The sequence below is a fragment of the Nocardia sp. FBN12 genome (genome assembly GCF_054031145.1).
On sequence record NZ_CM132926.1, the window covers coordinates 5,245,628 to 5,266,214 of the forward strand.

3 protein-coding genes are annotated in these 20,587 nt (G+C 69.6%); all 3 read right to left on the bottom strand.

Annotation, left to right across the window (positions count from 1 at the left end; translation table 11 throughout):
* Nucleotides 1–12: 12 nt before the first annotated feature.
* The 3 genes from ACWZHB_RS24685 to ACWZHB_RS24695 are packed head-to-tail and all read right to left on the bottom strand — an operon-like array spanning nt 13 to nt 20,479.
* Nucleotides 13–228 (bottom strand): MbtH family protein, encoded by a 216-nt coding sequence (locus tag ACWZHB_RS24685; protein WP_266293539.1) that lies wholly within the window; start codon nt 226–228, stop codon nt 13–15.
* Nucleotides 225–2,336 (bottom strand): AMP-binding protein, encoded by a 2,112-nt coding sequence (locus tag ACWZHB_RS24690; RefSeq protein WP_427904192.1) that lies wholly within the window; start codon nt 2,334–2,336, stop codon nt 225–227. Before ACWZHB_RS24690 ends, ACWZHB_RS24685 begins: the two co-directional genes overlap by 4 nt.
* Complete coding sequence (locus tag ACWZHB_RS24695; protein ID WP_427904193.1) at nt 2,336–20,479, bottom strand: non-ribosomal peptide synthase/polyketide synthase; 18,144 nt, start codon at nt 20,477–20,479, stop codon at nt 2,336–2,338. Before ACWZHB_RS24695 ends, ACWZHB_RS24690 begins: the two co-directional genes overlap by 1 nt.
* Between the last annotated feature and the right edge of the window lie 108 nt (nt 20,480–20,587).

The window sequence follows — 20,587 nt, forward strand, 5'->3', positions numbered from 1 at the left end:
CGGCCGCGCTGGTCAGGGCTTGTTGGACATGGCGGCGATGAGGGAGTTGGGGCGCATGTCGAGCCAGTGGGATTCCACGTAGTGCAGGCAGGAGGTGCGGGGGGCGGCGCCGAAGGCTACGGTCCAGCCGCCGGGGACGGCGGCGAAGGTGGGCCAGAGGGAGTGTTCGCCTTCGGTGTTGACCAGGACGTAGAACTGGGCGTTGTCGTCGTCGAAGGGGTTGGTCATGGGGTGGCCTTTCTGATCAGGGCGCTGAGGTGGGTCAGAGTGCTCGGTGTGCCTTCTATTTCGGTGTGGGCGAGGTCGCTGGTGCGGTACAGCCGGTCACCCGCGGGGGGTTCGTGGTACGGGGTGAAGTCGGTGGTGGTGATGCCGTAGGTGGTGATGAGGGCGGCTAATCGGGTGGGGTCCGGTGGTTCGGTGAGGACCACGGTCGCGCCGACGCGCAGCGGGAGCAGGAAGCCGTGCCAGGCGGTGGTGTCGCCGGTGTGGGCCTGGTGCAGGTAGGTGTCGCGGGTGGTGAGGTGGTGGCGGGCCTGCATGGCGGTGACCCGGTGGACCGCGGCGGCGTGGCTGATGGTGACGCTGTGCGTGGTGCCGGGGGGAAACAGCACGATGGCGGGGTGTTGCGGCAGGATCGGCGTGCGGTGTTCGCTGCGGGAAATCGGTTCACTGGAGTAGGCCGAGAGCGTGACCCGGTCGATCGTGACTGTCGGGATGTCGTAGGTTCCGAGGTGCCCGCGGGCGGCGATGGTCAGCGCCAGTGCGGGGTCGGCGATGGGTGGCAGCACGGTGGTGTCGACGGGAACCACCGCACCACCGGCTTTGAGGACCGCGTAGGTGGCGACCACGAAGTCGATGGAGCGTGGAACATTCACGAGCACAGCGGATTCCGGGCCGATGCCGAGGGCGGTCAGGTGCCTGGCCAGCTGGTTGGTGCGCCGGTCGAGATCACCGTAGGTGATGATCGAGGTCGGGCCGTCGTTCGGCGCATGGACGACGGCCGGGTCGAAAGGGGTTGCGGCAGCTTGGGCTTCGAACTCGTCGAGCAGTAGCTCGCCGGGTAGGCCGACCGAACGGGAGTAGGGCCCGTCGTCGATGCGGCCGACGAATTCGATCTCGGCGGTCCAGGCGTCGCCCGGTGGTCTGCGGCGCACCAGGTCGCCGGTGGCGAACATGCGGTCGTCCACCGGGCCGATGGGGTTGGCGAGGAAGGTCGCGGCCGTGGCCTGCCTGCCGATGTATCCGCGCGCCAATTGCACGCCGGAGACGTAGAGTTCACCGATCTCGCCGTCGGCGACCGGGCACAGGTGTTCGTCGAGAATGAGCAGTTCGACATCATCGGCGGCCGAGCCGAACGGCACCACCTCCAGGTCGGCGCCGGTCACCTCGTGTGCGACGAACTCGCCCGCGGTCTCGGGCCTGCCGTAGACGTGCCACAGCGTCGCTCCGCTCACCTCGCGCAGGGCGGCAGCGGTCTTCGCGAGCAGCGATCCACCCGAGCCCAGTACCACACGCAGCGAGTCGAGACGTTCTTCGGCATCGGGCAGCGCCGCCAGTTCCGCCAGCTCGTGATGATCGAAACATGCTGCGGTTACGCCAGTTTCGGCGATGGCATCGGCGAGTACCGCGGTAGGCGAGACTACGAGCGTGGCGCCGGTCTGCAGCGCGAGCAGCATCTCCCCCACCGCGGCCTGCCCGGTCAGCGGCGCGTGCCAGAGCACGGAGTCGCCGGAGCCGATGCCACACAGCCGCTGGCGCCAATTCGAATTCGCCTGTGCCGCGCGATGTCCGACGACCACGGCAGCCGAGGCGACCACGTCGACCACCAGGTAGGCGGGATTGTCGGCACCCGGCCCTGGTAGCTCGTCGGGGGCGATGTCGGCGGTGGCATCGGTGTAGAGCACCGGGAAACCGCTGGGGTGCGGTGTTGCGTCGGTAGTGAGGATCACGGTCGACGCAGCCAATGCGGCGGCGCGTCGTTGCAGGTCACCAGGGGCAGCTGGGTCGAGCAGGACGAACGCGCCGCCCGCGGCGAGCACCGCGTGCGCGGCGACGACGAGTTCCATCGAACGCGGCAGCGACACCGCGACGGTGGTCTCGGGACCGACGCCGTGTTCGACCAGAGCCGCGGCCAGCGCATCGACGCGCACAGCCAATTCGCCGTAGGTACAGCGACTTTCGCCGTCGCGCACCGCGAGGATGTCCGGTTCGCGGTCGGCGTGGGCGGAGAAGGCGGCGAGCAGGGTCGCCGGGTCACGCGGGCGTTCGCCGTCCAGGTCACGCAGCAGCGCGGCGAGGGTGGCGGCGGTTGTGACCGAATCCGTGTGCGACATCAGAGTTGTCCTTCCGAGTCGTCAACCGATGCCGCCCCGGCGATTACCGCGGCGGCATCGGTCACCAGTGTTTGCAGAGTGGAAGTGAGACCGGCCGCGCCGAGTGCGGCGAGCACGCCGGGCACGAGCCCGGCAAGCGCGACGTTCACCAGCGCTTCGGGTTTCATCTTCGCGCCCATCGCCCTGCTCACCGCGGTGAGTTTGGCGTCGAGGGCACCGTAGGAGATGGCGTGCTCGCCGTGGGCGAATGCCACGGTCGCCGGCGCGAGCCGAGCTGCCGAACCGACGAGGTTCGGGAGGTCGGCGACGGTGTAGGTGGTCGGGGTCTGTTCGGCGTCGGTGCGCATGTCGATCGCGCGCACGGCGACGGTGGGATCGGCGGCGACGGCGGCGAGGATCTTTCGGAATCGTTCGGCCAGGACCTCTACCGTCGGCGCATCGAAAAGATCGGTGGCGTAACCGAAATGAACGTCGAGACCGTCGAGGGTGCCGTCGCCGGTATATCGCTGCATGGCGGTGACGTGCAGGTCGAATTTGGCTTCGGTGAGGCCGGGGTCAAGGGCCTGGACGTGGAGGCCGGGTAGGTCGATGCCGCCCGGTGGCATGTTCTGGAAGGTCAGCATCACCTGGAACAGCGGGGTGTAGGCGCCGGTGCGGGTGCGGCCGATGGCATCGACTACCTGCTCGAACGGAACGTCGGCGTGCGAGAGGGCAGCGAGGTCGCGGCGCTTGGCCTGGGCGAGCAGATCGGTGAACGGCGCTCGTGCGTCGACCTCGGTGCGCAGGGCGACGGTGTTGACGAACATGCCGACGAGGTCGTCGAGTTCGCGGGCGCCGCGACCGGATACCGGCGCGCCGATGATGATGTCCGCGCTGCCGGATTGTTTGGCCAGCAGGACCGCCATAGCGCTGTGCACCAGGGTGAACAGCGTGGTTCCGTGTGTCCGGGCAACGCTGTCGAGATCGCGAGTCAGCGTCGAGCCGAGCGCGAAGTCGACGACCGCGCCGCGCATTTCACGCCTGGCGGCGCGTGGCCGGTCCGTGGGCAGAGCCAGCAGCTCCGGGGCGCCGGTGAGTTCACGGGTCCAGTAGGTCAGTTGCTGGGTGAGCACACTGCCGGGATCGGTATCGGAGCCGAGCAGCTCGCGCTGCCAGGCACTGAAGTCGCCGTACTGAATGGCCAGCGGGGCCCACCCTGGTTCGCGGCCGTTGCTGCGATCCACGTAGGCGCGCACGAGGTCTCGGGTGAGCGGGTCGATCGAGTAGCCGTCGGCGCTGATGTGGTGCACCACGACGACAAGGACGTGATCGTCGTCGCCGAGGCGGTAGAGGGCGACGCGGATCGGTGGCGCGGCGGTGATGTCGAAGGGCTGCGCGACGAGTGCCGCGATTCGGGTTTCGACATCGGTGGGCTCGACCGGGATGGGCGCGAGGTCGACGGCGGCGGACCACGCGGGCATCACCTGCTGGATGGGGCCGGCCGCGGTGTCCGGGTAACGGGTACGGAGGGTTTCATGGCGGGCCAGGAGGTCGGCGATGGCCGATTGCAGGGCGGAGAGGTCGAGGTCGCCGGTGAGGCGGATGGCAGCGGGGATGTGATAGGCCGAGGATTGGGGTGACAGCTGGTGCAGGACCCACATGCGCTGCTGCGCGGGCGAGAGCACCGCGGGGCCTTCGCCCGTGCGTGTGCGCAGCGGGGGGCGGGCGACGGTGCGGTCGGCGGTGGCCAGATGTTCGGCCAGTGCGGCGACCGTCGGGGCGTCGAAGACCGCGGCGACCGGAACCTGGGTGCCGAGTGCGACGCCGAGGCGGGCGGCCAGGCGAGTGGCCATGAGGGAGTTGCCGCCGAGGGCGAAGAAGTCGTCGTCCAGTCCGGCCGCCGGGCAACCGATCACCTCGGTGAAGGTCTGGGCGACAAGCTGTTCGACCTCGGTGACCGGGGCGCGGAAGGCAGCCTCGGCGAACTCGGGCTCGGGCAGGTTGGCGCGGTCGACCTTGCCGTTGGCGTTGAGTGGTAACTCGTCGAGTACGACCAGGGCAGCGGGAACCATGTAGGCGGGCAGGTCGGCAGCGAGTTCGGCGCGCAGCCGGGCGGCGACCACAGATTCTTCGCCCGGGGTCAGGTCGGCGACCGCGGCGTAGGCGATCAGGCGGGCACCTGCTCGCTCGTCGACCCTGGCGACCGCGACAGCGGCGCGGACATCGGCACAGCGCGACAGTGCTGTTTCGACTTCGCCGAGTTCGATGCGAAAACCGCCGATCTTGACTTGGAAGTCGGCGCGTTCGAGGTACTCGAGGGTGCCGTCGGCCCGCCAGCGCACGATGTCGCCGGTGCGGTACATCCGCGAGCCGGTGTGGCGGTGACCTACAGCTGCTGTGGAGGTCTCGGAGCTGCGCGCCAACCGCGGCTCAGCGGGTTCGGCGATCGGGAAGGGGTTGGCGACGAAGCGATCGGCGGTGAGGGCGCTGCGGCCGTGGTAGCCGCGGGCGATCTGGTCGCCGGACAGGTACAGCTCTCCGGCGACACCGATCGGAACCGGCTGCAGGCGAGCATCGAGGACGTACAGGCTGCTGTTCCAGGCGGGATTTCCGATCGGCACCACATGCGACAGTTCCTGTGCCACTTCGTGTTCGGTGATCGAGACCGCCGCCTCGGTCGGGCCGTACAGGTTGTGCAGGACCGCGTGGGTACCGCCGGCCCGGAACCGATCCGCAGTCGCCACGGGAAGCGCTTCGCCGATGGCGAGCACCGCACGTAGTGAAACCGGCAGGGCGGGTGCGGTTTCAGTGGTCAGGAGCATGCTGACGAGTGACGGCACGGCGTGCAGGACAGTGACGCCGTGGCGGGTCATGATGTCGCGCAGTCGATCCGGGTCTCGCTCGTCGCCGGGGCGAGTGACGATCAAGGCCCCGCCGGAGGTGAGCGGTGACCAGAACTCCCAGACCGAGAGGTCGAAGGTGGCGGGCGTCTTCAACAGGACTCGGTCGATGGTGGCCATCGCGAAACGGTCGTGCAGCCAGGCGAGCTGGTTGACGATCGCGGAGTGCGCAACGGTGACACCCTTGGGGCGCCCGGTGGAGCCGGAGGTGAAGATGATGTACGCGGGATGCTCGGGGCGCAGCGGAGCGACGCGCTCGGCATCGGTCACCTGCTCGCTCGAGAGCTCCCGCAGCGCCCGGTGATCCAGTTCGAAGACGGGAACGTCCATGGGGATCGGCAAACCGTCGGCGGCGGTGGTGAGCACGCACAGCGGTGCCGCCGTGGTGACGATGTAGGCGATGCGGTCGGCGGGGTGATCGGGGTCGATCGGCACGTACGCGCCGCCCGCCCGGACTACGGCGTGCATCGCGATGACGAGGTCGATCCCGCGCCGCATCGCCAGGACGACGGTGCGCTCCGGGCCTACTCCTTCGGCGATCAGGAGCCTGGCGACACGGTTGACCTGCGCGTCGAAGGTGGCGTAGTCCAGGGACTCGCCGGTCTCGTCGTCCACCAGCGCGAGCTCGCCGGGGGTTCGGTTCGCCTGGCGGGCAGCCAGTTCGGCGAGCGTGGTCGACTCGACCGGATGGGCGGTGTCGTTCCAGGTCTCGAGCAGCAGCGCACGGTCGCTGCCGAGGAGGTCGAGAGCACCGACCGCGGAATCCGGCGCGGTGACGACGGATTCGAGAATCCGGCGCAGCTGTCCGGCGACGCGCTCGGCCGTTTCGGCGTCGAACAGATCGGTGGCGTAGCCGAGGGCCATCTCGATGCCGGCGGGAGCACCGTCGGCGGTGTAGTTGTCGAGAGCGAACAGGTGCAGGTCGAACTGGGCTACACCGGAGTCGAATTCGATGGCGGAGACAGTCAGGCCGGGCAGTTCCAGCCGGCCGCGATCGTGGTTCTGGAACGAATAGCCGACCTGGAACAGCGGGTGCCGCGCGGTGGAGCGGGCCGGATTCAGTATCTCGACCAGCCGCTCGAACGGCACGTCGGCGTGCGAGAACGCGGCGATGTCGGCGGTTCGGGCCGCGGCGAGCAGGTCGGTGAACGGCGCGTCGCCCGCGACCTGGGTGCGCAGGACGAGGGTATTGACGAACATGCCGATGACCTCGTCGAGTTCGGCTTCCCCGCGGCCCGCGTTCGGAGTGCCGACGGCGATGTCGGCGGTGCCGGAGAGCCTGGCCAGCAGGGCCGCGAAGGCCGCGTGCACCACCATGAACAGGGTGGCGCCGTTCGTGCGGCCGAGGGCGGACAGTGCGGCGTGCAGGTCGGCATCGACGGTGAAGCTCACCTTGTCGCCACGCAAGCTCTGGCGGGCCGGTCGCGGGCGGTCGGTGGGCAGCGCCAGCTGATCGGGCAGTCCAGCGAGCTGCGTTCGCCAGTAGCCGACTTGCTGGGCGGCGACGGATTGCGGGTCGGCTTCGTCACCGAGCAGATCGCGCTGCCACAGTGCGTAGTCGGCGAACTGCACGGCGGGCGGTGCCCAGCCGGGCGCGGTGTCGGCGAGGCGAGCGGTGTAGGCCCGCATCAGGTCGGCGACGAAGGGCGCGATGGAGGAACCGTCTGCCGCGATGTGGTGCAGGACGGCGGCGAGCACGAATTCGGTGTCGGACACCTCGAACAGGCGCATACGCACCGGGATCTCGGCGGTGACATCGAAGGTGGTCTCGGCCAGTTCGCGAATCGCGGCGGGAAGTGCGGATTCGCTGGTCACCACCGGCGCGAGCGTCGGCATCGCCTCGGCGGCGCCCATGATCGACTGCACGGGCGTGCCGTCGACGTCCGGGTACACGGTGCGCAGCGATTCGTGGCGGGCGACCACGTCGGCCATCGCGGCCCGCAGCGCGTCGACGTCGAGCGCACCGCTCAGGCGCAGCGCGAACGGGATGTTGTAGGCCACCGAGGCGCGGTCGAACCGGTTGAGGAACCACATGCGCTGCTGGGCCGGGGACAGCGGAAGGAGTTCGGGGCGGGCCCGGCCGACGAGCGCGGGCCGGTCGACCTGGGACTGGGCGTCGACCGCGGCGGCCAACTCGGTGACGCGCGGTGCCTCGAACAGGGTCCGCACACCGACGCGCCGGTCAAGGGCCGCGCCGATGCGAGCGACGGCCTTGGCTGCCAGCAGCGAGCTGCCGCCGAGTGCGAAGAAGTCGTCGTCGGCACCGATCGGCTGCTCGTCGGTACGGCCGAGGACCTCGGTGTAGACGTCGGCGATGATCTGCTCGGTGATCGTGACGGGCCGGCGATAGGACGTGGTCTCGAAGACGGGTGCGGGCAGGGCGGCGCGGTCGAGCTTGCCGTTGACCGTCAGCGGGATGCGGTCGACCAGCACGACGGCTGCCGGGAGCATGTGCTCGGGCAGGGTGTGCGCCAATTCCTTGCGCAGGGCGGCGGTATCGAGCTCGGCGGACTCCGCGACCAGATACGCCACGATCCGCGGCTCGTCGACGAGATCGGTACGGACCAGCACCGCGACCTCGCGCGGGGAGACCGAACTGCGCAGCAGCGCAGCCTCGACCTCGCCGAGCTCTACGCGGAAGCCACGGAGATTGACCTGTTGGTCGGCGCGACCCAGGTATTCGAGATCGACGCGAGTAGCGCGAGCCTCGAGCGATCCCTGATCGAGCGCAGGCAGACCCGGGAGTTCCGCGTCGGCGCGGGCCGAGGCGGGCAGCTCGGCGACGTCGTCGGATACCACTGTCCAGCGAGCGAGGTCGCCCGAACGGTAGGCGAGAGATCCCGCAGGGCCGTAGGGATCGGCGACGAAGCGGCTCGCGGTCAGGTCGGGGCGGCTCAGGTATCCGCGCGCCAATTGTGGTCCGGAGACGTAGATCTCGCCTGGAACGCCGAGCGGGACGGGGCGCAGACGCGAATCCAGCACGCGCAGTGTGAGTCCCGCGATTGCGCCACCGATCACGCTGGCGGAGCCGGTGTTCGGCGTGATCTCGCGGTAGGAGGAATGGACGGTGGTCTCGGTGATGCCGTACATGTTCACCATGCGCGGCGAATCCGGGTAGCGGGCAAACCAGCCGGCGAGGCGTTGAGGTTCGAGCGCCTCGCCACCGAAGATCACTGTGCGCAAGGCGTATTCGGTAGGCGTGGGCGCGGCCAGGTCCGCGGCGATGAGCTGGTAGAACGCGGACGGCGTCTGGTTGAGGACGGTGACGCGTTCGGTGCGGAGCAGTTCGCGGAACTGATCGGGCGAGCGGGAGGTGAAATAGTCGACCAGGACGATCGACCCGCCGTGGAGCAGCGCGCCCCACAGTTCCCACACCGAGAAGTCGAAGGCGTAGGAGTGGAACATCGTCCACACATCCGACGGGCCGAAATCGAACCGGTTCGCGGTGTTGTCCAGCAGGGCACCGACATTCGCGTGCGGGACGACAACACCCTTGGGACGCCCGGTCGAGCCGGAGGTGTAGATCACGTAGGCGGTATTCGAGGCAACCAGCGGCGACCGCCGGTCCGCGTCGGTCATGGATTCGGCGGCGAAATCGGACAGGTTGCCGGCGGCCGGGGCGATGACCGGGCCACCGAACCAGTCACGTGGCAGGCCCGTGTCGCCGTTCGTGACGGCGCAGTGGGGACGGGCGTCGTCCAGGATGTACTCGATGCGGTCGGCGGGGTAGTTCGGGTCGATCGGCAGGTAGCCGCCGCCCGCCTTCAGCACGGCGAGTAGCGCGACAGGCAGTTCCACCGAACGCGGCAGTGCCACCGCGACCAGCGATTCCGGTCCGACGCCCGCGGCGACGAGACGCCGGGCGAGCCGGTTGGACCAGGCGTCGAGCTCGCCGTAGGTGAGGGTGGCGTCACCCGCCTTCACGGCGATGGCGTTCGGGTCGCGGCCGGCGACGCGGGCGAACCGGTCCACGATGGTATCGGCGGCAGCCACCGAAGCTCCGGTGGCGGACCAATCGTGCAGCGTGCGCTGCTGTTCCTCGGCACTGAGTAGCTGGATGTCACCCACCACGACGGTCGGGTCGGCGACGACAGCTGCGAGTACCTGGGTGAAGCGCCGGGCCAGCACCGCGACACTGCCCGCATCGAACAGCTCGGTGGCGTAGGCGATTTCGATGGACAACCCGTTCGCGCGCCCGTCGATATCGTCGGACTCCCCGATGGTGAACTGCAGATCGAACTTCGCGACCGCGGCGTCGAAATCGACGGGTTCGACGCGCAGCCCCGCGGCCTCCAATGCGGGAACGGTGAAGTTCTGCAGCACCAGTGCCACCTGGAACAGGGGGTGGCGATTGCGGGCTCGCGCCGGAGCCACGGCATCGACGACCTGCTCGAACGGGATGTCGGCGTGCGAGAGGGCATCGAGGTCGCCCGCGCGGACGGCGTCGAGGGTGGTTTCGAATTCGGCGCGCGGGTCGATCTGGGTCCGCAGGACCAGGGTGTTGACGAACATGCCGATCAGGCCGTCGAGGGCGGCCTCCCCGCGACCCGCGACCGGGGTGCCGATGGCGATGTCACTGCCGCCGGACAGGCGGGCCAGCAGCACGGCGAGTGCGGCGTGCACGGTGCTGAACAGGGTGGCCTCGTGTTTGCGGGCCAGTTCGCGCAGTTCACTGTGCAGATCGGAGTCGATTTGGAAGCGATGGACGGCGCCACGGTAGGTGGACTCGGCGGGGCGGAGACGGTCGGTCGGCAGGTCGAGCTGCTCGGGGAGGCCGGCGAGGCCGTGGCGCCAGAAGTCGAGTTGGGTGTGCGCGCGAGACGTGGGATCGAGTGCGTCGCCGAGGTTTTCGTGCTGCCAGAGGGTGTAGTCGGCGTACTGGATCGGCAGCGGGGACCAGCGGGGACCGGTGCCGTCGCGGCGGGCGGCGTAGGCGGTCATCAGGTCGGCCGCGAGCGGGCCGAGGGAGAAGCCGTCGGCGGCGATGTGGTGCAGCACGAGGACCAGCACATGATCGGCGTCAACCGTGAACAGGGTTGCGCGAAACGGGATTTCGGTGGTGAGGTCGAAGCGGACCGCGGCGCAGGCCAACAGGCGCGTCGGCAGCTCGGCTTCCGCGATAGCTTCGGCCCGAAGTGGGATGTCGATCGAGTCGGCGATCAGCTGGATCGGGGTCGCCCACGCGGCATTCGCCGACCCGGCGGTCGAATTCCGGCCCGCTGTATCGCGGCGCTCGGAATCATCTGCGCCCGCTGCGACTTCGGGGTAACTCGTGCGCAGAGTTTCGTGCCTGGCGATCACGTCGGCGATCGCCGCTTTCAGGGCATTGACGTCGAGGTCGCCGGTCAGGCGCAGCGCGATGGGGATGTTGTCGACAGCGTCGCCGATACCGTCGACGTCGGCGAGGTAGCGGTTGAGGAACCACATGCGCCGCTGAGCGGCGGACAGCGGAATACGCTGTGGCCGTTCCCGAGTGGTGAGTTCGAGGCGGCCACCGGTGCCGCGCAGGGCGGTGCATCGGTCAGCCAGCTCGGCCACCGTCGGCGCGTCGAACAGCAGCCGAACCGGGATCTGGGTGTCGAGGGCGGCACCGAGGCGGGCGGCGACCTGGGTGGCGTTGAGGGAGTTGCCGCCGAGGGCGAAGAAGTCGTCGTCGAGACCGACTTCGCGATCGGCGGGGAATCCGAGCACCGCGGCGAAGGTGGCCGCGATGACGCGCGCCACTTCGGTGGACGGCGCGCGGAAGACCGCCGCCTCGAAACGCGGTGCGGGGAGCGACTTTCGGTCGAGCTTGCCGGAGGCGTTGAGCGGGAACTCGTCGAGGACGACAAAGGCCGCGGGGACCATGTAGGTGGGCAGGGAACGCAAGAGCGTGGACTTCACCGCCGAGACATCGACATGCTGTGCCGCGACGAGATACGCGACCAGGATGTCGTCGCGCACGATGACGGCGGCCTGGGTGATCTCGGGCAGCGCGGACAGTGCGGCCTCGATCTCGCCGAGTTCGATCCGCAAACCACGAAGCTTCACCTGGAAGTCGGTACGGCCCGAGTACTCCAGTTCACCACCCCGCGTCCAGGTGACGAGGTCGCCGGTGCGGTACATCCGCTCGCCCGTAGCGAAGGGGTCGGCGACGAAGCGGTCCGCGGTCAGATCGACGCGACCCGCGTAGCCGCGCGCGAGTTGCGCTCCCGCCAGATACAGCTCGCCGGGGACGCCGACGGGGACCGGGCGGAGCCGGCTGTCGAGGACATACACCCGGGTGTTGTGCACTGGTGCGCCGATGGGCACCGTGACGGTGTCGGCGTCGCTCACCTCGTGGAAGGTCACGTCGACCGCGGCCTCGGTGGGCCCGTACAGGTTGTGCACAGCCGTACCGGTGAGCCGGCGCAGCAGTTGCGCGGGCGCGGGCGGCAATGCCTCGCCCGAGGCGAACACCATGCGCAGCGATGCGCACTCGCCGCGCGAATCAGCGTCGTCGAGGGCGGCGACGAAGACCGCGAGCATCGACGGGACGAAGTGGGCGACGGTGATCTGCTCGGTGTCGATCAGCTGGGCCAGGTAGGCGGGGTCGCGGTGGCCGTCGGGGCGGGCCAGGACGAGGCGGGCACCGATCTGCAAGGGCCAGAAGAACTCCCAGACCGAGACGTCGAAGGTCGCGGGGGTCTTCTGCAAGACGACATCGCCGGGGGTGAGGCGGTAGGCGTCCTGCATCCACACCAGCCGGTTGACGATGGCGCCATGGGTGATCACGACACCCTTGGGCCGGCCGGTGGAGCCGGAGGTGAAGATCAGATAGGCGGCGTTGCCGGGGGTCAAGGTGGCGAGGCGGTCGGCATCGGTGATCGGCTCGGGCGAGTAATCCGCGGTGTCGAGTTGCTCGAGGTCGAGAATCACGCGACGGTGCGTGCTGTCGGCGGCCACGGCGGTGACGTCGAGGTCGTCGATCGCGCGGGTCAGCACGCAGACCGGGTCGGCGGCGGCGAGAACCTGGGCGATGCGCTCGGCCGGGTGGTCCGGGTCGAGCGGCACGTAGGCACCACCCGCGGCGAGGATCGCGTATATGGCGACGACCAGGTCGGTCGAGCGCCGCATGCCGAGAGCCACCGTGCGGTCGGGACCGACACCGATCGAGATCAGCAGGCGAGCGAGCCGATTCACCTCGGCGGCGAACTCGGAATACGACAGCGTCACACCGTGACTCGATGCCGGGTGGTCCTCGGACGACTCGCCGTCGAAAGTCACCGCGATCGCGTCCGGGGTCCGCGTGGCCTGCGCGCTGAACAGCGAAGCCAGCGTCATGCGCTCGTCGACCGGGTACGCCGTGGCGTTCCAGGTGTCGAGCAGGCGGGTGCGCTCCGCGGTGTCGAGGAGGTCGATGTCGCCGATCACGACGTTGGGATCGGCGGTCACCGTATCCAGCAGCCGCAGCAAGCGCGTGCCGAAATCTGTGATGGTCTGCGCGTCGAACAGGTCGGTTGCGTATTCGAAGCGGGCGAGCAGGCCGTCCCCGGTCTCACGCACGGTGAGGTGTAGGTCGAATTTGGCTGTCCGGGTGTCGATCTCGATCTCGGAAGCGGTCAAACCCGCGAGTTCGAGTTCGGTTCGGGAGGTGTTCTGGAAGTCGAGCATCACCTGGAACAGCGGGTGCCGCGCGGTCGAGCGCTCGGGGTTGAGCGCTTCGACGAGGCGGTCGAAGGTGACGTCGGCATTGGCGAGGGCGCGCAGGTCACGGTCGCGGACCGTGCCGAGGAGTTCGGCGAAGGTGGCGTCGGGGCGGATCCGGGTGCGCAGCACAAGCGTGTTGACGAACATGCCGACGAGGTCGTCGAGCGCCTGGTCGCCGCGGCCTGCGACCGGAGTTCCGATCGAGATGTCGTGCTGGCCGGACAGTTCGGCGAGGGTGATGGCGAATGCGGTGTGCAGCACCATGAACAGCGAGGCACTGGCATCCGCACCGATTGCGCGCAGCCGTTCGGTGATCGCGTCGGGAACTGTGAACGCTTGGCGCGCACCATGTCCCGAGGCGACGGCGGGACGGGGGCGATCACTCGGCAGGGCCAGCAGGTCGGGAAGGTCCGCCAGTTCCGCGGTCCAGAAGTCGACCTGCTGGGACACGCTGGAATCGGCGTCGTCCTCGGCGCCGAGTGCCGCGCGCTGCCAGAGGGCGAAGTCGGCGTACTGCACCGGCAGCGGGGTCCACTCGGGTGCGGTGCCTGCCAGGTGGGCAGCGTAGGCGACCATCACGTCGCGGGTCAGCGGGGCGACCGACCAGCCGTCGGCGGCGATGTGATGCAGCACGAGGACAAGGACGTGCTCGTCGGTGGCGGTGTGCAGCAGGTGCAGGCGGACCGGGGGCTCCCGGTCGACCGCGAACGGGACGGCGGCCACTGCGCGGATCCGGTTGTCGAGGTCGACCGGGGCGATCGCGTGTGGTTCGAGGGTGATCGTCAACTGGTCGGCGGCGAGTACCTGCTGGAACGGGATACCGTCGACAGCGGGATAGCGGGTGCGCAGGGCCTCGTGCCTGGCGAACACCGAGGCCACGGCCGCGTTCATGGCGGCGTAGTCGATGGCGCCGGTCAGGCGGATGGCGGCGGCGATATTGTCGGCGACCGATTCGGCGTCGAACTGGTTCAGGAACCACATGCGCTGCTGCGCGTAGGACAACGGAATCTGGTGCGGGCGTTCACCTGCCACCAGTGGCGGCCTCGGCGCGACCGCTTGCGCCGACCCGAGCAGGGCTGCGAGCGCGGTGACGGTCGGTGCTTCGAACAGCGCCTTCAGCGACACCGTGCGACCGAGCGCGGCCCCGAGCCGCGACACCACCTGGGTGGCGACGAGCGAGTTGCCACCCAGTGCGAAGAAGTCGTCGTCGGCCCCGATCTGCTCGATCCCGAGAATCTCACCGAACACCCGAGCCACCGCGGACTCGATGCCGTCGGCCGGCGCGCGGAAAGACCGCGCGGCGAACACCGGATCCGGCAGCGCTTTCCGGTCCAGCTTGCCGTTCGGGGTGAGCGGCAGCTCGTCGAGCACCACGAATGCGGACGGAACCATGTGCGCGGCGAGGGCGCCGCGCAGGGCGGCGGCGATCAGCTCGACGTCCAGGTCGGCTCGCACGCCTTCGGCCGTGTCCCGCTGCGCATCCGCAGTGGTGGCCCCGCGCCCAGCGGCGGACTCCCGCGGAACGAGGTACGCGACCAGTTGGTCGCCGCGGTGGGCGTCGGGGCGGACCAGGACGACGGCCTGGCGCACCGGCGAGTGAGCGAGCAGCGCGGACTCGACTTCGCCGAGTTCGATGCGAAAACCCCGGAGTTTGACCTGGTCATCGTTGCGACCCAAGTATTCGAGGGTACCTTCGGTGCTCCAGCGGACCAGGTCGCCGGTGCGGTACATGCGCTCGGACGGTGACCACGGGCAGGCGACGAAACGGGCTGCGGTGAGTGCCGCGCGGGAGCGGTACCCGCGGGCCACCTGGGCGCCCGCGACATATAGTTCGCCAGCCACCCCGGTGGGGACCGGACGCAATCGAGAGTCGAGTACCCACTGGGTGATTCCGCGCAGTGGCGTACCGAGGGTCAGCGGCGAATCGGCGGTGAGAGGGGCGCTGATGTTGGTGGCGATCGTGGTCTCGGAGGGACCGTAGGCGTTCACGAACGCGCGCGGAACGGGGCCGGTGGTCCAGCGGGAGATGAGGTCGGGCGGGCAGGCTTCGCCGCCGACCATCACCATGCGCAGGGTGTCGAGCGGGGCGGGGTCGAGCACAGCCAGACCGGACGGGGTCAGCAAGGTGTGCGTGACGCGCTGCTCCGAAAGCAGTTGGGCCAGTTCGGCTCCCACGTGGCGTCCCGGTGGGGCGATCACCAGGGTCGCGGCGGAGTTCACGGCGAGCAGGAACTCCATCACCGAGATGTCGAACGACGGGGAGCCGACCTGGAGGACGCGGGCGTCGGCGGTGCCGAACATGCGGGCGGTCTCCTCGGCGGCGAATCCGGCGATCCCCGCCTGGGTGACCAGCACGCCCTTGGGCAGGCCGGTGGAGCCGGAGGTATAGATGACGTAGGCGAGGTGCTTGGCGCGCAGCGGGCGGACCCGGTCGAGGTCGGTGACGGGATCGCCGGAACGCCACGCGCATTCGGCCATCAGCTTCAGCTCGTCGAGGACCAGCCAGTCGATCGGGCCGGGGAGCGCGGCCTGCGACTCGGACACCGTAAGACCGAGTCGCGCACCGGAATCGGTCACCATATGGGTGATCCGATCTCGCGGGTAGCTCGGGTCGACGGGCAGCCAGGCGGCACCGGACTTGGCCACCGCCCACTCCGCGAGGACCGACTCGATGGAGCGCGGGATACCGACGGCGATCACGTCATCGGGGCCGACGCCGCTGTCGATGAGGACCCTGGCCAGCCGCGACGACGCGCGGTCGAGTTCGCGGTAGGTGAGGACGCGGTCGCCGTCGGTGACGGCCTCGCGCTCCGGATCGACCGCGACGGCGTCCGCGAGGAGGTCGGGCAGCAGACCGGTGGCGGTGACCGGGACGCCGCGCATATTGGTGAGGTGGGAGTGTTCGGCGGCCGACAGCAGCGGCAGGTCACCGACCGCGGTGCCGGGTGCGGCGACCGCGGCGGCGAGCAGCCGCACGAAACGCGCACCGAACGTGCGCATCTCGGACTCGTCGAACAGGTCGGTGGCATAGCGGGTGACGCCGTCGATACCCGCCGGTTCGCCTGCGGCACTGCGCCGTTCGGCGAGGGTGAGCTGTAGGTCGAATTTGGTGATGTCGAGTTCGATCTCGCCCACCGTCACCGGCGAACCCGCCAGTTCGAAGGTGGTGTCGAGGACGGCCTGGAAGTTGAGCGCCACCTGGAACAGCGGGTGCCGGGACTGCGAGCGAGCCGGGTTCACGACGTCGACCAGGCGATCGAAGGGGATGGTGGCATGCGCGAAGGCGGCCAGGTCGGTTTCTCTTGTCTGCTCGAGGGCCGCGGTGAAGCTCGCGGCGGGGTCGACCTCGCTGCGCAGGACGAGGGTATTGACGAACATGCCGATCAGGTCGTCGATGGCGCGGTCGCCGCGGCCCGCCACACCGGTGCCGATGGCGATATCGGTGGTGCCGGACAGGCGCGCGAGCAGCACGGCCAGCGCGGTGTGCACAACCATGAACAGCGACGCCCCGGCCCGCTGCGCCAGGTCGGCGAGCTGACGGTGCAGGTCGGCATCGATGGTGAAAGCGGTGCGGGCACCGCGCATGCTGGGTTCGATCGGACGCTGCCGAGCCGAGGGCAGCGCGAGCTGGTCGGGCAGAGCGGCGAGAGTCCGCTGCCAGAAGGTGATTTCACGCGAAGCCAGCGACTGCGGATCCGCTTCGGCACCGAGGAGTTCGCGCTGCCACAGGGCGTAGTCGGCGTACTGGACACTCAGCGGCGACCAATCGGGTTCGACGCCATCGGTGGCGGCGCGGTAGGCCGTGAGCACGTCGCGCACCAGCACCTGGAGCGAAACACCGTCTGCCGCGATGTGATGCAGCACGACGGCGAGTACGCACTCCCCCGCCGACTCCGCGTCGACGAGGAGGATGCGTGCACGGAAGGGTGCCTCGCGCTCGAGATCGAAGCCCGCGCGGGCGAATCGGGTGAGTTCGGCGTCGAGGTCGGCGGCCGACACCGCGACGGGGTCGCCGATTCGGACCCGTCCGGCATCGCGGATGACCTGCTCGGCGACTTCGCCACCAGGGGCGTCGACAGCGGGGAACACGGTGCGCAGGGCTTCGTGGCGGTCGACTACCGCGTGGAGGGCGGCGACCAGGGCGGGCAGGTCAGCGGTGCCGCGCATGCGGATGACGAACGGCATGTTGTAGCCGGGGGCCGAGGGGTCGAAGCGGTTGAGGAACCAGATGCGTTGTTGCGCAGGGGAAAGCGGGATCAGGGCGGGGCGGGAACCTGCGGTGAGCACGGGGAGCCGATCCGAGACCCCGGTGGCGGCACGGTCGGTGATGGCGGCGGCGAGGCGGGCGACGGTGGCCGCGCCGAACAGGTCGCGCACGCCGAGGCGGCAGCCCAGGTCGGCGCCGAGGCGGGCCGCGACCTGGGTGGCGACCAGGCTGTTGCCGCCGAGGGCGAAGAAGTCGTCGTCACGGCCGACCCGATCGAGGCCGAGGACCTCGCCGAAGACCCTGGCTACCGTCTGCTCCACCGGACCGACCGGCTCGGCGTAGGTGACGACGGTGCGGGCGGGAGCGGGCAGTGCCTTGCGATCCAGTTTGCCCGAGGCGTTCACCGGCAGGGCGTCGAGCAGCACGAAGGCGGCAGGCACCATGTAGGCGGGCAGCGCGCGCAGCGCGGTCTCGCGCAGCTCATCGATCGCGACCGCGCCCGTCTCGGCTTCCACCACATAGGCGACCAGCTGCTCGCCCGCGCCCGCGTCGTCGCGGACCACGACCACCGCGCGGGCCGCCGAGTCGACGCTCTCCAGCACCGCCTCGATCTCGCCGAGCTCGATCCGCAGACCACGCACCTTCACCTGAAAGTCGGTGCGCCCCAGGTATTCCAATTCACCATTGGTGGTCCAGCGAACCAGGTCGCCGGTGCGGTACATCCGCTCGCCGGGCGCGGGGACCGCACTGCCCGGCGCGGAATCTGTCGCGGCCGGACCCGGCGCGGCGACGAAACGTCCGGCGGTGAGTTCGGCACGACCCACATAACCCCGGGCGAGCTGTACCCCCGACAGATACAGCTCACCCGGAGCCCCGACCGGTACTGGCCGCAGCCGCGAGTCGAGAACATGGAGCCGGGTGTTGAACACCGGCGCGCCGATCGGCACCGTGACCCGGTCGCCGTCGTCGACCTCGTGGAAGGTGACATCGACAGCGGCTTCGGTCGGGCCGTAGAGATTGTGCAGCCGTGCCCCCGTCAGCAGCCGCAGCCGCTGGGCAGGCGCGGCAGGCAGCGCCTCGCCCGAGGCGAAGACCAGCCGCAGCGAGGTGCGCTCGGCGATGTCCTGTTGGGCGAGAAAGACTTCGAGCATCGACGGCACGAAATGCGCGACAGTGACGCCATATTCGACGATCACCCGCCGCAGGTATGCGGGGTCGCGGTGGCCGTCCGGCTCAGCGAGCAGCAGGGTGGCACCGATCTGCAAGGGCCAGAAGAACTCCCAGACCGAGACGTCGAAGGTCACCGGGGTCTTCTGGAGTACCACGTCGACACCGTGCAGCCGGTAGGTCTGCTGCATCCACACCAGGCGGTTCACGATCGCGGCGTGCCCTACCGCGACGCCCTTGGGCAGACCGGTGGAGCCGGAGGTGAAGATGACGTAGGCGGGGTGCCCGGGGCGCAGCGGCGCGGTGCGGTCGGCGTCGGTCAGCGGGGCGGCGTCGTAGTCGCTCAGGTCGAGGGTGTCCACGGCAAGCACCGGTAGGCCGTCCACCGGCATACCGTCGCGGGTGGTGGTGAGCACGGCGGCCGGAGCGGCGGTGGCGAGGATGTGCGCGATGCGATCGGCCGGGTGATCGGGGTCGATCGGCACATAGGCCGCGCCCGCCGTCAGCACCGCGTACATCGCGACGACGAGCTCGGGCGAACGCCGAATGCTCAGTGCCACCAGCGATTCCGGGCCGATGCCATCCGCCCGCAGGCGCCGGGCCAGCCGATTCACGCGCTGGGCCAGCTCGCGATATGTCAGGTCATCGGCATCCGCGGCGCCGGCATCCCGACTCGCATCCGTGCGCGAAGACGTCGCCATACGGACGGCCACGTCGTCGGGTGTACGCGCGACCTGGGCTTCGAACATCGCCGGCAGCGTCGCCACCGGCACCGAACGTTCGGCCAGCGCGGCGTTCACATCGAACCGGGTGGAATTCCAGATCCGCGTGCTGACCTGCAGTTCCAGCTCGGTCGCCACCTCGATCGCGCTCAGCGCGGTGTCCAGATCGGCGGCGGCGAGGCGCTCGAGGAAGCCGAGGAAGCGGGCGTGGTGCCTGGCCAGGGTGTCGGCGCCGTAGAGGTGCGGGTTGGCCTCGAAGTCGACGTGCACACGGTCGCGGTCGCCGTAGTAGACGTTGAGGCTCAGGTCCTCGATCGGGCCGGTGGACAGCACCCGGTAGCGACCGGTGGTGGTGCCGAGGGTGAGGTCACTGCGGAAGAGCATGAAGTTGGCGAGCGGACCGAACAGCGCGCGCCGGGCGGGGCGGCCGTCGTCCTCGGCGTCGCGGCGGATGTCCTCGGCGCGGTAGCGCTGATGACGCAGCGCGCCGGCGACCTCGACCCGGGCCGCGCGCAGCAGCTCACCCCAGGTGGCGGCCGAACCCGCCGCGCCCGTGGGCAGGCGCAGCGGCACGATATTGGACAGCATGCCCGCCGAACGACGCATGACCGCGGTGGTGCGGGCGGTGACGGGCAGGCTCAGCACCGCGTCGGGGCGGTCGGTGAGGCGGCCGAGGTAGGCGGCGAAGGCGGCGAGCAGCACTGCGGAGATCGTCGAATCATCGCTGGCGGCAATGGTTTCCAGGCGGTCGACCAGCTTTTCCGACAGTCGTCCGCCGGTCACCAGGTTGATCGCCGAACGCGGCGCGGTGCGGGCGTCGAGCGCGGTGGGGCTGTCGAGGCCCGCGATCCGCTGCGCCCAGTGCTCGCGATCGCCGACGAAACGAGTGCTCTCGCGATACCGCTGTTCGCCCTCGACCAGCGCGGACAGCTCGCCCGGCACCACCTCGCGCGGCGCGGTACCGAGTAGCCGCGCGGTGTAGAGCTCGGAAATGCGCTGGGAAAGGGTGAACGCGCCGTACCCGTCGAGCACGATGTGATGGCCGCGCAGGTACCAGAACCAGCGCGCTTCGCCGACGCGCAGCACGGCACCCGCCACCAGCCGATCGGTGAGCAGGTCGATGGGGGCGCCGAACTCCGCGCGCATCCATTCCTGCGCGGCGGCGACAGGATCGTCGTGGTGGCGCAGATCGATCAGCGGCAGTTCCCGCTCGACCGGAACGCCATGGTCGACGTATTGGTGCGGAACACCGTCGGACTCGCCGATACGCACCAGCGGCGAACCGTAAGCGTGCGCCGCCTCGGCCGTAACCTGCTGCAGCACAGCGGGATCCAGTTCACCGTCGATATCGACGTACTGGGCGATGGTGATCGGGACGTCGGGGTCGAGCAGCTGCGCGTACCAGACACCCAGCTGAGCCGGGGTCAGCGGAAACGGCAGACCTTCGACCTGCGCTTCCTGCGGTCGCGCGCTGAACCCACCCAACTCCGTACCGTGCACCAGAGCCTCCTCGTATCGCGAAAGAACAGCAGATCGAACCGTTTTCGGGCAGCACGAATACACCTCGTGAACCGAAGATTCGATGTGAACGCGGTGGGCGTGCGGCCA

Excerpts from the sequence above, each read along its gene's own strand:
- ACWZHB_RS24685 (WP_266293539.1), bottom strand. The coding sequence starts at position 228 with ATGACCAACCCCTTCGACGACGACAACGCCCAGTTCTACGTCCTGGTC.
- ACWZHB_RS24690 (WP_427904192.1), bottom strand. The coding sequence starts at position 2,336 with ATGTCGCACACGGATTCGGTCACAACCGCCGCCACCCTCGCCGCGCTG.